This window comes from Frankia sp. BMG5.23, from assembly GCF_000685765.2.
Lineage (GTDB): Bacteria > Actinomycetota > Actinomycetes > Frankiales > Frankiaceae > Frankia > Frankia casuarinae.
The window spans coordinates 87778-100951 of the sequence record NZ_JDWE01000005.1 but is presented as its reverse complement, the minus strand read 5'-3'; the positions used below and the strand labels follow the sequence as shown (position 1 = coordinate 100951).

Here is a 13174-nt window from a genome sequence, read left to right as displayed (position 1 = left end):
GATGAGGTTTCCGCCGTGAGGATCGGCCACATGCGGACCGATCCGGCGGGGTCCCCTGGCTGGGTCAGGTGTCCGGGTCAGGGCGATATGCGTGGTCGAGGTCAGTGACCGACTTTTACCGTCCGTCCTCTTCCAGAGTGCCCCACCTGGGGCCCGAACGCGCCGCAGTTCGCCGAACGCACATCCACCGGTCGACGCGACCGGGACGTGGGGGACGGACCACACGTTACGTGGGTCCCCCCGGAAGCGGTCGGTCGGCGGTCGGCGGGGGCTCGTCCACCGCGGACGGTGGAGGTCGTTCGGAGGAGCCGGTTTTGGACAGTGGTCCCTCACCCGGTGGCGGGATCGGGGGTCGGGGCGAGGCGACGGCCGGCGGTGGCAGCGGCTGTTTCGGCGCGTGTGCCGAGGAGTCTGTGTGTCCCGGGGAGTCTGCGTGCCTCGGGGAGTCTGTGTGCCTCGGGGAGTCTGTGTGTCCCGGGGAGTCTGCGTGTCCCCGGGAGGTGTGTGGGCTCGGGGGACCGGTGGGACCGGCGGGACCCGGGAAGCCGTGGGGTGTGGACGGGCGGTGAGAGACCGACGATACCTGGGGCACCGTGGTGGGGCGGCGATCGTGCCACTTCGCCCGAGCCTCGGCGGCGGTGTCCTCGACATGATCGAGGATCTCCTCCCATCGGATCTGCATGGGTCGAATGAGGCCGCCTCCCACGCCGACGACGATCACACCGGTGAGGGAGGCCAGGATCGCCCAGAGGAGCGGTGTGGTGACCGACGTCGCGAGTCCCACCTCGTCCAACGCCGCCTTGCCGAAGGCGACTACGAGCACGGTGGCCACGATGTTGCCGGCCGCCCGTCCGTACGCGAGGTCGCGTAGTGCCTCCGTGACGAAGGTCCGGACGACCCGGCCGAGGCCGACCCCGATCATGATGACCAGCGTCGCGAGCAGGGTGTGGAGCAGCAGAGCGAGTAGATCGGTCACGGTGTCCTCGGCCGCGTTCGGTCCGAAGACCCCCAGCGCGATCCGCAGCACGCCGAGCAGGCCGATGCCCATGAGCACCCGCAGCCCGCCCGCACGCACGCTCGGGGCCGGCTGGTGCAGTAGCCGCGGCAGGCCGGCGCGATCGATGATCCGATCCAGGCCGGCGCGTTCGGTCAACCGGGTGACGAGGCGCGTACCCGCCCGAACCAACAGCCAACCGAGCAGACAGATCGCGAGGAAAAGGCCAATTTTCGGGGCTGTCGCGGCGATTTGCGACCAGGCGTCGGAGAAGCCCCGATCCCACTCCACGGCAAGCGTCACCCGTACAGCACAACAGCAAACGCTGTGTAGTTGAATGATGACACGCCGCTATTTTGTGGGGGTGGTCCCGTGGTTTGCCCCGACCGCCGGGGGCCAGATATCCGGCCCCGGCACCCCCGGCACCCCCGGCACCGGGTTCCCGGCACACCGGGTCTCCCAGGGCTCGTGCGGACGGGCGAGGGCCCGTCCGGTTGAATCGGTGGATGAGCATGCAGCCCGTACACATACCACCACGGGCGGACCTGCCGACCCTGGCGGCGGCCGCCGCCGACTGCCAGGGATGCGACCTCGCACAACTGCCCGGCACCCGCACGGTCTTCGGGGTCGGCCCCGCGCATAGCTGGCTCGCCCTCGTCGGCGAGCAGCCGGGCGACATCGAGGACCGGCGGGGTGTGCCGTTCGTGGGCCCCGCCGGCAAGCTGCTCGACCGGGCCCTCGGCGAGGTGGGACTCGACCGTGCCGAGGTGTACACGACGAACGCCGTCAAGCACTTCCGGTATCGCACCGGCAACGGTCCGCGGCGGATCCATCAGACCCCGGACCTGCGGCATGTCACCGCGTGTCGTCCCTGGCTATCCGCGGAGCTCAACCTCGTTCGGCCGGCGATCGTCGTGATCCTGGGGGCTACGGCCGGCATGTCGCTGCTCGGACCGTCGTTCCGGGTGACGAAGATGCGTGGCCGGCTGCTCCCCGGGCCGGCAGGCTCCGGGGCTCAGCTGCTCGCCACGCTGCATCCCAGTGCGGTGCTACGGGCGGATCCCGCCCGCCGTGACGAGGTCTACGCCGGCTTCGTCAACGATCTGCGGATCGCCGTGGCGGCCCGTCCCACCATGGACCCGTCCGCCTCGGTGGACGCATAGTCCGTCCGGGCCCCGGCGATCCTCCACCGGGAAGGGCCTCGTTACCGATCTTCGTCTAGGTGACGATCTTCGTCTAGGCGACGATGTCGATCGGCGTGCCGAGGGGAACGGTCTGGGCGAGTCTGGTGATCGCGTCGTTGCTCAGGCGGATGCATCCGTGGCTGACGTCCTTGCCGATGAGCTTTGGTTCGTTCGTCCCGTGCACGCCGATGACCGGCTTGTGGCCGCCGAACGAGCTGAGTGATGTCGAGAAGCCGTTGAGCCCGAAGGCATACGGCCCGTACGGACCGTTCGGATCACGCGGCTTGAGCAGCTCCATGAGATAGAAACGCCCGCCCGGCGTCGGGGTGTCGGCGGTGCCGATCCCCACCGGCTCCTCGGCGATCTGCGTCCCGTTGCTGAACACCTGGAGTCGGTGCCTGCTGCGGGAGACAACCAGCCGGTACGGCGTCTCGGACGCGGTGACCTGGTCCGCCTTCAACCATCCGGTGCTGCCGTTCGGCTGCACCGGCAGCAGTACCTGCCACCATCCCGACAGCTTGGCCTGGACGAGGAAGACCCGCTTGACGCCGTTCTCATTCGGACTGGCCAGAGTGGAGGAGGGTTGGGTGTCGGTCGGGGCGCTGTAGACGTCGACGCTGGCACCCACGGCCGTGACCACGGTGCTCTTTCCCTGGCCGAGTCCGGCGGCGGCGGCGAGCTGGTTGCGCACCTGCGGGGAGAGATCGGTGGATGCGTTCCTGGCGCCGTCGCCGCAGCCGGTCAGCACGACGCCACCCAGGATGGCCGCGAGGGCGCCCGCGGCCATCCTGGGACCAGGTCCGGAGCTCATCGCGTGTAGTGCGGATCGGCCGGGACGGCGCTCGTGGCGGCGGGCACCGCGACGGGTAGCGGAGCGGGCGGTGCGAGCGGCGGCGGGGCCGATCCGCCCGTGCAGTTGGAGACACCGACCGTCGGCACGGTCACGAGCAGAACCTTGGTCTTGGCGTCCCAGGGGGAGCCGATTACCGCGAGTGCCTTCGAGGGGAGGTCAACGGTCTGCTTCGGCCCGATGTCCAGAATCCCGCCGTGCAGGCTGGTGTCGAACCAGCCGAATCCAAAGGCCTTGTCCGCGGTGTTCTTCAGTTTCCAGGAGGGGACGGAGCCGTCGCAGGTGAAGGTGAGGAACAACGGGTTGACGTCCATGTCGTCGATGCTGTTGATCTGCTTGTCCAGCGGGACCTTGAAGGGCAGCAGGTCGAGGAAACCATCGAGTGTCGGCTTGCCGGTGCCGTTGGTCGGGGTCGCGGAGGACGCCGCGCTCGCCGTCGCGTCCAGAATCAGAGCCGCGGCGTCGGTGGGCGTGGCGCTCGGCGTGGCGCTCGGATCGAGGCTCGCAGTGGCGGTCGGGCCGGCCGACCCGGTCGGCTTGCCCGCCGAGTCCAGGCCGGCCAACGGCCCTGTCTTCGGGGTCGCCGTCGGGGTGTCGGAGACGAGGGGGGACGGACTCGACTGGGTGACGGCGGCCGTGGCCGTCGCGATGGCGGTGGGCGACGGTTCCGGAGTTTCGGCGAGCGCCGGGGAGGCCAGTGCGATGGTCGCCATGCCGAGAACGCCGGCCACCGCGGCACGCATTCTGGTGATACGCATAAATCCGTCTCCTCGACGTGTGCCGAGCACGTTGATTGCGGGCAGGAGCGATTGCAGCCAAGAAGGTAGCAACGCGCCGTTCGTCCCCGGCGGGCCGGGTCCGGCGTAGCGGAACTGTTGGGTCGAAGAGGGACGGAGGACGGGCGCGACCCCTTTGTCGATCATGGAGTTCTCGACACTTCATGTTCGACAGGGAAGGGGAATGGGCCCGGGACGCCCGCACCGGGCGGCGTTGGAAAGAGCTGCCGAAGCCTGGATCCAGGCTCACTGGCGGCCCTCGACGCCGCCCCACACCGCCCGACATGGCGGGCGGGCCGGGTACGGCGCGTGCTCACGGTAGATGGAACGACGATGCGCCCCCAGCACGGCAGCCGCCACGTGCACCTGCCCGAAGGCCTCGCCCACGCCTGCGGCGTGCTCCTGACACAGGTCGACGTCGACGAGAAGACCAACGAAAATCCCTTTGTTCTCCGCGGTTTAGGCCAGATTCCTGACCTGACCGGCGTCCTGATCACTGCTTTCCCGGCCCCGCCCTCACACGCCCAGGCGGCAGGATCAAACGGCCACCAGCTCAACACACTGGAGCCCGGGGAACCGTGCCCGCAGAGCCTGGCAGATCTGCTCCGGCCTCCACCGTATGGCGAGGTGGTCCTGGATGAGGTCCCGCAGCTACGAGTTACGGATGATCTTGCTGGTGTCCGAGAAACGGGCCGCACCTCAGTTCACTCGCGTCAGCATTTCGTTGTCCGGTGCCGTGGACCAGTAGCACGGGAACGAGAACAGTAGTCACAGCTACAACGGAGAGCGCCCAGAAGGCAGGGTCTTCTCGATGCGAGGACGGGGCCCAGCCAGAGCCACCGGAGCCGGCACCTGTGGATTTGTGTACGCGCCCTCAGCCAAAGTTCTCCCAAGATCGGCGAGACTTCAAGGGGCGAGGCGTTCGACGACCCAGAGATCTTCGGCCGCGGTCGGGACGCCGCCGCCCGCATCGCCGCCGCCCGCATCGCCGACCCGGACACCGGTGGCGTCCGGGTCGGCGACGGCGAGGGAGTCCGTGCCGCCGCCGTCGGCCGGTACCGACACCCGCCGGTACCGCAGCCGGTCGTGCAGCCGGTCCGCGCGGCCCTGCCAGAACTCCACGGTGTCCGGCACGATGCGTAGCCCACCCCAGAACTCCGGTGTCGGCACCCGGGTGCCCTCAGGCCAACGGGCCGCGAGCTCGGCGGCGCGGTCGTCGAGCACCGTACGGGACTCGATGATCGTCGACTGGTGGCTGGCCCAGGCGCCGAGCTGCGAACCATGCGGACGCGACTGGAAGTAGCGTTCCGTCTCGGCCCGGCTCACGCGCTCGATCGATCCGATGACGACGACTTGGCGCTCGAGGGCGTACCAGGGGAAGACCAGCGAGCCGAAGGGGTTCTCGGTGGCCTCACGGCCCTTGCGCGAGGCGTAGTTCGTGTAGATCACGAAGCCCCGCTGGTCGAACCCCTTGAGCAGCACGGTCCTGGCACTGGGCCGCCCAGCGGCGGATGCCGTCGCGAACACGGCCGCGTTGGCCTCCGGAACGCCTACCCCGGGGGTGGCCGCGTCGATGAACCAGGCGGCGAACTGTTCGACCCAGGTCGGCGCGAGATGCTCCGGCTCCAGACGACCGGCGCGGTAGCCCTGGCGGAGCAGGGCGGGATCGGGGACGTCCAGATCGGGGACGTCCGGGTCCGGACCGCCCACCGGCGGCTCGTCGGCAGCGGAGGCTGGGGCCACGCCCCGATCCTGCCAGGCAGGCCGCGCACCCCAGCGGGACGGCCCCGAGAGTGATCCCGCCGGGCCAGGGTCCGTCGTCCCGGTCAGGAGAGCTCGGCCAGGATCTCGCGGACGCCGAGGTCCCAGCGAACCGTGAGGTCGGTGCACCGTCGGCCGGCCAGCCGATATGGCGCGTCGCCGCCCGACGACCCCGACAACAATGCTGGTAGCAGGGTGATACCGCGAGCGGCGAGATCATCGGCCAGCGCGGGCAGCCATTCCTGGACGATCCACGGCGTGTGGATTCCCAACGTTGAGTATCCGAGCACGAGAAAGTCGGCGACGGCGAGCGTCTCATTCATGAACATGGACACGGTGTCGCCGATGCGTATCTCCCAACGGTCCAGGTGCACCGCGTGCCCCGCCGCGCCGATCGCCCGGCCCAACCGTTCGGCGGGTGCGATGTCCGCTGCGCGATGACTGATGAAGACGAACGCCATGATCCTCCCGTCGTGTTCGCGCTGCGTGACTGCCGCCGGTCAGGCGTTCCAGGCACGAGGCCCGACCGTAGCGCGGAATGATCTCAGTTGACCAAACTTTCCATTCACGACTTTCGGCATATTCGTATAAATAGTAATATGATAGATAAAACTGCTGTGACTTACGTCATATTTTATGGGTTTCGCGTTGCCCGGTGCGTCGGTCTGTGCGCGGTCGGCCCCAGATAAGGGTTGGATGGAGCATCGCGGGGCACCTGCGCCCTGGCGCGCTGGGAGGCCTCACGGCAGGATCGGACGGAGCAGCACCGACGAAGCAGGCAGCACCGACGAAGCAGCACCGACGAAGCAGGACGCGGACGGGCCGCCGGCGGGACCATAGAGACAGAACCGGTGGGACCAAGAGACAGAAGCGGAGATCCGGACTCGATGGCCGAGAAAACAAGCGATTTCAAGCCCGGTCTGGAAGGTGTGATCGCCTTCGAGACGGAGATCGCCGAGCCGGACAGGGAAGGTAGCGCGCTGCGTTACCGCGGCGTCGACATCGAAGACCTTGTTGGCAAGGTCGACTACGGCCACGTCTGGGGGCTGCTGGTCGACGGGGCGTTCGAGCCCGGACTGCCGCCGGCCGAGCCCTTTCCGGTCCCGGTGCACTCCGGTGACATCCGGGTGGACGTGCAGAGCGCGCTCGCGATGCTCGCGCCCTACTGGGGCCTGGGCCAGCTGATCGACATCACCCCGGAGCAGGCACGGGACGATCTTGCCCGGGCATCGGTCGTGGCGTTGTCGTTCGTCGCCCAGTCCGCGCGGGGCCTTGGTCAGCCGGCGGTGCCGCAGAAGGAGGTTGACCGGGCCCGGACGATAACCGAGCGGTTCATGATCCGTTGGCGTGGTGAACCGGATCCCAGGCACGTCCAGGCCGTGGACGCCTACTGGGTCTCGGCCGCCGAGCACGGCATGAACGCCTCGACGTTCACCGCCCGGGTGGTCGCCTCGACCGGCGCGGACGCCTCGGCGGCGCTGTCGGCTGCCGTCGGTGCGCTGTCCGGTCCGCTGCACGGCGGTGCTCCGTCCCGGGTGCTCGCGATGCTCGACGAGGTCGAGCGCACCGGCGACCCCCTCGGCTACGTCCGCCGCGCCCTGGACCGCAAGGAGCGCCTGATGGGCTTCGGGCACCGGGTGTACCGCGCCGAGGACCCGCGGGCCCGGGTGCTGCGCCGGACCGCTCGTGACCTGGGCTCGACCCGCTACGAGGTGGCGGAGGCGCTGGAGGCCGCCGCGATCGAGGAGCTGACCAATCGGTTCCCGGATCGCCCGCTGCGGACCAACGTCGAGTTCTGGTCGGCGGTGGTGCTGGACTTCGCCGAGGTGCCGGCCCATATGTTCACGTCCATGTTCACCTGTGCCCGCACCGCCGGCTGGAGTGCCCACATCCTGGAACAACAACGCACCGGGCGGCTGATCCGCCCGTCCGCGCGGTACGTGGGCCCCGCTCCGCGCCCGCTCGGTGACGTTCTGCCGGGGGTCAGCCGTGGCTGACGCTCCCGCGATCGTGCTGCCCGACCGGCTGCGTCCCCGGGACGGCCGGTTCGGCTGTGGCCCGTCGAAGATCCGTCCCGAGGCGGTCGAGGCCCTCGCCACGAGCGGGGCGACCTACCTCGGCACCTCACACCGGCAGAAGCCGGTCAAGAGCCTGGTCGGCCGGGTGCGGGCAGGCCTGTCCGAGCTGTTCTCCCTGCCCGAGGGCTACGAGGTCGTGCTCGGGATCGGCGGCGCCACCGCCTTCTGGGACGCGGCAGCCTTCAACCTCGTCCGGACCCGCTCCCAGCACCTCGTCTTCGGCGAGTTCGGGGGCAAGTTCGCCGACACGACGAAGGGCGCGCCGTTCCTGGCCGCGCCGTCGGTGATCTCCTCGCCGCCCGGTACGCATCCGGACTGGGCGCCGGAGGCGGGCATCGACGTCTACGCCACTCCGCACAACGAGACCTCGACCGGTGTCGCCCGTCCGGTCCGCCGGCCGGTGGGTGCGGACGACGGCGCCCTGCACCTGGTCGACGCCACCTCGGGGGCCGGCGGGCTGCCGGTCGACGTGCGCGAGGTGGACGTCTACTACTTCGCGCCGCAGAAGAGCTTTGCCTCCGACGGCGGCCTGTGGACGGCGCTCGTGTCCCCGGTGGCGATCGACCGGCTCGCCGAGATCGCCGCGACGGACCGGTGGATCCCGCCGTTCCTCGATCTCACCACAGCCCGGGACAACAGCTCCAAGGACCAGACCTACAACACCCCGGCGGTCGCGACTCTGTTCCTGTTCGCCGACCAGATCGAGTGGATGCTCGCCCAGGGCGGGCTGGACTGGTGCGTGCGGAGGACCGCGGAATCGTCGTCCATCCTCTACACCTGGGCCGAGAAGACCTCCTACGCGACACCGTTCGTCGCCGACCCGGCCGCGCGTTCGCAGGTCGTCGTGACGGTCGACTTCGAGGGGGTGGACGCCGCCGCCGTGGCCAAGGTGCTGCGCGCGAACGGTGTCGTCGACGTCGAGCCCTACCGCAAGCTCGGCCGCAACCAGCTGCGGGTGGCCTGCTTCCCGGCGGTCGAGCCGGCCGACGTCGAGGCGCTCACCACGAGCATCGACTACGTGGTCGAGCACCTGTAGGCGGTTGAGCACCTGTAGGCGCCGGGAACCGGCGGGAGCCGCCAGCCAACCACAAGGGCCGGGGCCGCGGGAGGCGCCGCGGCCCCGGTGGGGCGCATCCGGTCAGCGCAGCGGGCGCTCCGGTGCCGCCTGGGCCGCCTGGGCCGCGATCGGGTCGATCCCGCTGTCCCCGACCCCGCTACGGTCGTCGATCGGGACATACGACCGCTGATCGTAGCCGATGTACAGCTGGCGCGGTCGGGCGATCTTCTGCTCGGGGTCGAGTAGACCCTCCTCCCACTGCGCCAGCCATCCCGGCATCCGGCCGATGGCGAACAGCACCGGGAACATCTCTACCGGGAAGCCCATCGCCTGGTAGATGATGCCGGTGTAGAAGTCGACGTTTGGGTAGAGCTTGCGCGCGACGAAGTACTCGTCCTCCAGCGCGATCCGCTCCAGCTCCATGGCCAGGTCGAGGAACGGGTTCGTGCCGGTGACCTTGAAGACCTCGTCGGCGACCTGCCGGATCACCCGGGCCCGCGGGTCGTAGTTCTTGTAGACCCGGTGGCCGAAGCCCATCAGCTTCTTCTTGCCGTCCTTCACCTGGGCGATGAAGGCGGGGATGTTCTCGACCGACCCGATCTCCGAGAGCATCCGCAGCACCTGCTCGTTGGCGCCACCGTGCAGCGGACCGTAGAGCGCGGAGATCGCGGCGGCGGCCGCCGAGAACGGGTCCGCCTGCGAGCTGCCGACCGCGCGCATCGCGTTGGCCGAGCAGTTCTGCTCGTGGTCGGCGTGCAGGATGAACAGCACGTCGAGGGCGTGCTCCAGGTTGGGGTCCGGCTCGTACTTGAGCTCGGTGGCCTTCCACATCATGTTGAGGAAGTTGCCGGCGTAGGACAGGTCGTTGTCCGGGTAGACGTACGGGAAACCGACCGAGTGTCGGTAGGAGAACGCCGCCAATGTCGTGATCTTGGCGATCAGGCGGACGATCTGCAGCCGGCGCAGCCCCGGGTCGTCGATCGTCTTGGCGTCCGGGTAGAAGGTCGACAGCGCACCCACCGTGGAGACCAGCATGCCCATCGGGTGCGCGTCGTGGTGGAAGCCGTCGATGAACTTCTTGATTGATTCATGGACCAGGGTGTGATGGGTGATCTCGTCTTCCCAGGTCGACAGCTCCTCGGCGGAGGGAAGCTCGCCGGCGAGGAGCAGGTAGGCGACCTCGAGGAAGCTGCTCTTCTCCGCCAGCTCCTGGATCGGATAACCGCGGTAGCGCAGGATGCCGGCGTCACCGTCGATGTAGGTGATCGCACTCCTACAGCTCGCCGTGTTCGTGAAGGCGGGGTCGTACGTCATCAGCCCGAAGTCGTCGTCGCTCGTTTTGATCGAGCGAAACGCACTCGCACGTACCGCGCCGTCCGTAACCGGTATCTCATACGTTTTTCCGGTGCGGTTGTCGGTGACGGTCAGTGTGCTGACCTGCTCGGACACGCCGGGCTCCTCTCGCTGTGGCGGTGCCGCAATGACGGCACTAGCCCAAGTCGGGGCGCGCGTCCGGGTACGGAGCGCTCACGCCGGTTCGCTGGCTCACATGGTTGTTCCCAAGTTTGGCCGTTCGTGCCTGCACATGCCCGTGATCGGTGAGCTCCGTCCCACGTGTGCTACACCACCCCCGGTGGGACAGAGTCTCCCGTGGCTGCGCTCGGGGTTGGAATCACGCTTCGATGGTCACCGCGGCTCGCCCAACCGGGTGGACCGCTCCTCGCAGAGCGAGGAGCGGTCCTCGCCGCCGGCCTCGCCGCCGGTGGCTCGGAGCCAGGCGAGCACGGCCAGCACCCGACGGTTGTCGTCCGCGGAGGCCGGCATCCGCAGCTTTGTGAAGACGTTGGCTACGTGGTTCTCGACGGTCTTCGGCGCCAGATGGAGTTTGGCGCCGATGCCCTGGTTCGATCGTCCCTCGGCCATGTGCCGGAGCACGGCCCGCTCCCTGGCGGTGAGGAGTTCCAGTTCGTCGGCCCGTCGGCGATGGGCCAACAGGCCGGCGATGACCTCCTCGTCGACGACGAGCCGGCCGCTGACCACCCTGCGTAACGCGTCGTGCAGCGCGGTGATGTCGTCCACCCGGTCCTTGAGTAGATATCCGATGCCGCCGCCCCCGTCGCCCAGCAGCCGCAGCGCGTACGGCGTCTCGGCGTACGTGGACAGCACCAGGACGCCCATCGCGGGATGAGCCGCACGTATCGTCTCGGCCGCTATCAGCCCCTCGTCGGTGAACGTCGGAGGCATCCGGATGTCCAGGATGACGGCGTCGGGCCGGCTGCCGGCGAGCTGGTCGATGATCTCGTCCGCAGTCCCGGCCTGCGCGACGACCTCGACTCCCGCGGCGGCCAGCAGCATGGCCAGCCCCTCGCGGAACAGGGCCGAGTCGTCCGCGACGGCTACCCGCACGGGATGCTCGCAGTCAGCCGGGTGCCGCCGCCGGACGGGCTGACGATGCTCAGGTCGCCGCCGAGCGCACGTACCCGATCCGCGAGACCCGCGAGCCCGCCACCCTCGACCACGACGGCACCGCCCTTACCGTCATCGGTGACTTCGATCAGGATGCCGCCGTCCACACACCGGACCGTCACCCGGACCTGGGCCGCCCCGGCGTGTTTGACCGTGTTCGTCAGCGCCTCGCAGATCGTGTAGTAGGCGCAGGCCTCCAGGATCGGCTCGAACCGGACGGTCGGGATGTCGAACTCGACCTTGACGGGGAGGGGCTCGATCACCACCTCCAGGGCTGGGCGCAGCCCACCCTGACTCAGCATGGCCGGGTGGATTCCCCGGGCCAGACTGCGCAGGTCCTGGAGAGCATGATGCAGATCCTCGCGAGCGGCTTCGATGGCAGAGATCGTATCGGGGTCGGAGGTCTTTGTCCGGGCGAGTCCCAGTCTGGTGGCGAGGGCCAGCAGCCGTTGCTGGACGCCGTCGTGCAGATCGCGCTCGAGGCGGCGCCGTTCGATCAGGCCGGCCTCCACGATGCGGGCCCGGGAGGCGCGTACGGCGTCCAGCTGCGCGGCCACGGCGGCGTGCAGCCGGGCGTTCTCCAGCGCCATGGCGCTGGCCTGCAGGGCGACCGTGACCAGGTCGCGGTTGCGCTCCTGGGCGGCGGTGGCGGAGATCAGCGCCAGTGGCGCGCCCGACGAGGTCGTCACCGGCACGAGCAGCCGGCCGGCTCCGGGGCGGGGCGGGGTGGCCGTGGCGCCGTCGGCGTCGACGTGCCGCCGCTCCTGCGGCATCCATAGGAAGAGCTCGGCGGAGTCGTCGTGCAGAGCCGTACGCAGGATGTCCCGTACGGCCGGGACCGTCGGCGGCATCGGCAGCGTCGCCAGGATCTGTGCGATGCGGGCGCGGGCGAGCTGGCGGCGTACGCCCGCTGCGGCGAAGGCCAAGGGGATGGTCAGCAGCGCGAGCGCGATGAGGATGAAGGCCGGCGGGACGTAGGCTCCGCTGGGCTTGCAGACGAAGATGTTGACCGTGGCGGCGAGGGTGAACGCGATCAGCAGCGCGATGGCGACCGGTCCGAAGATCCGGCGGTCGAGCGCGGAGTAGCGGCGCAGCCGCACGCGGACGACCCAAAAAAAGGCCGCGGCCAGCACGAGGGTCAGGCTGTCGAGGACCCAGATGATCTCCTCGAAGGCATCCCGGTCGATCGGCGAGCCATACCACCAGACATTTCGGGAATATCCGAACCAGGTCGGGTCGGAAATGCCGACCAGTCCCAGGTTCGCCACCGGGATGAGGAGGACGGCGCCCGCCAGCAGGGCGCGCTCGCGGTTGCTCTGCAGTCGCCCGACCGGATATCGCAGCGCGCCCCAGCCGAGACAGACCCAGAAATGCGTGTAGGCGAACGTGGAGATGAAAGCCGACGGACCCTCGTCCCACGCCACGGTCCAGGTCAGTGCCCACAGCAGACCACTGAAGATCATGGCTCCGGTGGCGCTGCCCAACGCGTCCTCGCCGTTCAGCAGCACTCCGGTGAGGACGAAGGCGAGCGCCACCGAGACGTTGATGCCCGCCGTCACCGGGTTGTCGGAGAATGCCGGCCACTGGCAGGCGACCGTTCCGGCCGTGGTGGCCACGCCCCCGATGCCGAAGCACCATGAGCGGTGGCGGGCGGCGCAGGCGGCCAGCCTGCGGGGTACACGCGGATGAGGCACCTCAATCCACCGTATGTAGCCGGAATCTCACCGAACAAGCGTCGCACATGGCGACCACGGGTTTTGAGGGTTCCCCCCTAATCTCCCGGCGGCAACCCCCCGAAGAACTCTGGAGCTGCCCCCGAAGCCAGCGGTGGCATCGAAGGTGGAGGCTGGAGAAACGGGTCGGTGTCCCTCGGCGACCGGGCCTTCGGGGTCGGGCCTTCGGGGGCCGGAGCTCGCGAGAGGCCGCCTGTGGTGGTGGGTCGGCTGCCGCTGGGGGGTGGCCGACCCGCCTCCTGCTGTTTTCGGCGGTTCACCAGAATGTCATTCGT

General features: G+C 69.2%; 12 protein-coding genes. 3 read left to right on the top strand and 9 right to left on the bottom strand.

From position 1 onward, the window contains the following. Positions 1–226: 226 nt before the first annotated feature. Entirely contained in the window at positions 227–1297 is a 1071-nt protein-coding gene (locus BMG523DRAFT_RS03850; protein ID WP_023840612.1) for a hypothetical protein, read from the bottom strand. Between the two features lie 209 nt (positions 1298–1506). Between BMG523DRAFT_RS03850 and BMG523DRAFT_RS03845 the strand changes: the two genes are divergently transcribed. After that, a complete protein-coding gene (locus tag BMG523DRAFT_RS03845; protein ID WP_011434551.1) occupies positions 1507–2157 on the top strand; it encodes a UdgX family uracil-DNA binding protein in 651 nt (216 codons plus the stop codon). Between the two features lie 73 nt (positions 2158–2230). On the opposite strand, the gene BMG523DRAFT_RS03840 is transcribed toward BMG523DRAFT_RS03845, so the two are convergent. From BMG523DRAFT_RS03840 to BMG523DRAFT_RS03825, 5 genes are all read right to left on the bottom strand, one after another. Beyond that, positions 2231–2965, bottom strand: a complete 735-nt coding sequence (locus tag BMG523DRAFT_RS03840; protein WP_023840613.1) for a L,D-transpeptidase — start codon at positions 2963–2965, stop codon at positions 2231–2233. A 20-nt stretch (positions 2966–2985) separates the two neighbouring features. Continuing rightward, positions 2986–3786, bottom strand: a complete 801-nt coding sequence (locus BMG523DRAFT_RS03835; RefSeq protein WP_011434553.1) for a hypothetical protein — start codon at positions 3784–3786, stop codon at positions 2986–2988. Positions 3787–4050: 264 nt separating this feature from the next. After that, positions 4051–4191 (bottom strand): hypothetical protein, encoded by a 141-nt coding sequence (locus tag BMG523DRAFT_RS25175; protein WP_023840614.1) that lies wholly within the window; start codon positions 4189–4191, stop codon positions 4051–4053. A gap of 519 nt (positions 4192–4710) precedes the next feature. After that, entirely contained in the window at positions 4711–5514 is an 804-nt protein-coding gene (gene pdxH / locus BMG523DRAFT_RS03830; RefSeq protein ID WP_035729252.1) for a pyridoxamine 5'-phosphate oxidase, read from the bottom strand. Between the two features lie 116 nt (positions 5515–5630). Beyond that, positions 5631–6026: a toll/interleukin-1 receptor domain-containing protein gene (locus BMG523DRAFT_RS03825; protein ID WP_011434556.1), complete on the bottom strand. Its 396-nt coding sequence runs from the start codon at positions 6024–6026 to the stop codon at positions 5631–5633. Between the two features lie 426 nt (positions 6027–6452). Here BMG523DRAFT_RS03825 and BMG523DRAFT_RS03820 point away from each other — a divergent pair, with 426 nt between their 5' ends. After that, positions 6453–7562: a citrate synthase 2 gene (locus tag BMG523DRAFT_RS03820; RefSeq protein ID WP_011434557.1), complete on the top strand. Its 1110-nt coding sequence runs from the start codon at positions 6453–6455 to the stop codon at positions 7560–7562. Further along, entirely contained in the window at positions 7555–8679 is a 1125-nt protein-coding gene (gene serC / locus BMG523DRAFT_RS03815; protein WP_043590400.1) for a phosphoserine transaminase, read from the top strand. Before BMG523DRAFT_RS03820 ends, serC begins: the two co-directional genes overlap by 8 nt. A 102-nt stretch (positions 8680–8781) precedes the next feature. On the opposite strand, the gene BMG523DRAFT_RS03810 is transcribed toward serC, so the two are convergent. The 3 genes from BMG523DRAFT_RS03810 to BMG523DRAFT_RS03800 all read right to left on the bottom strand — a co-directional run bounded on the left by BMG523DRAFT_RS03810 (position 8782) and on the right by BMG523DRAFT_RS03800 (position 12860). Further along, positions 8782–10149: a citrate synthase gene (locus BMG523DRAFT_RS03810; protein ID WP_011434559.1), complete on the bottom strand. Its 1368-nt coding sequence runs from the start codon at positions 10147–10149 to the stop codon at positions 8782–8784. Between the two features lie 237 nt (positions 10150–10386). Next, positions 10387–11106, bottom strand: a complete 720-nt coding sequence (locus tag BMG523DRAFT_RS03805; RefSeq protein WP_043590399.1) for a response regulator transcription factor — start codon at positions 11104–11106, stop codon at positions 10387–10389. Continuing rightward, a complete protein-coding gene (locus BMG523DRAFT_RS03800; protein ID WP_043590397.1) occupies positions 11097–12860 on the bottom strand; it encodes a histidine kinase in 1764 nt (587 codons plus the stop codon). Before BMG523DRAFT_RS03800 ends, BMG523DRAFT_RS03805 begins: the two co-directional genes overlap by 10 nt. Between the last annotated feature and the right edge of the window lie 314 nt (positions 12861–13174).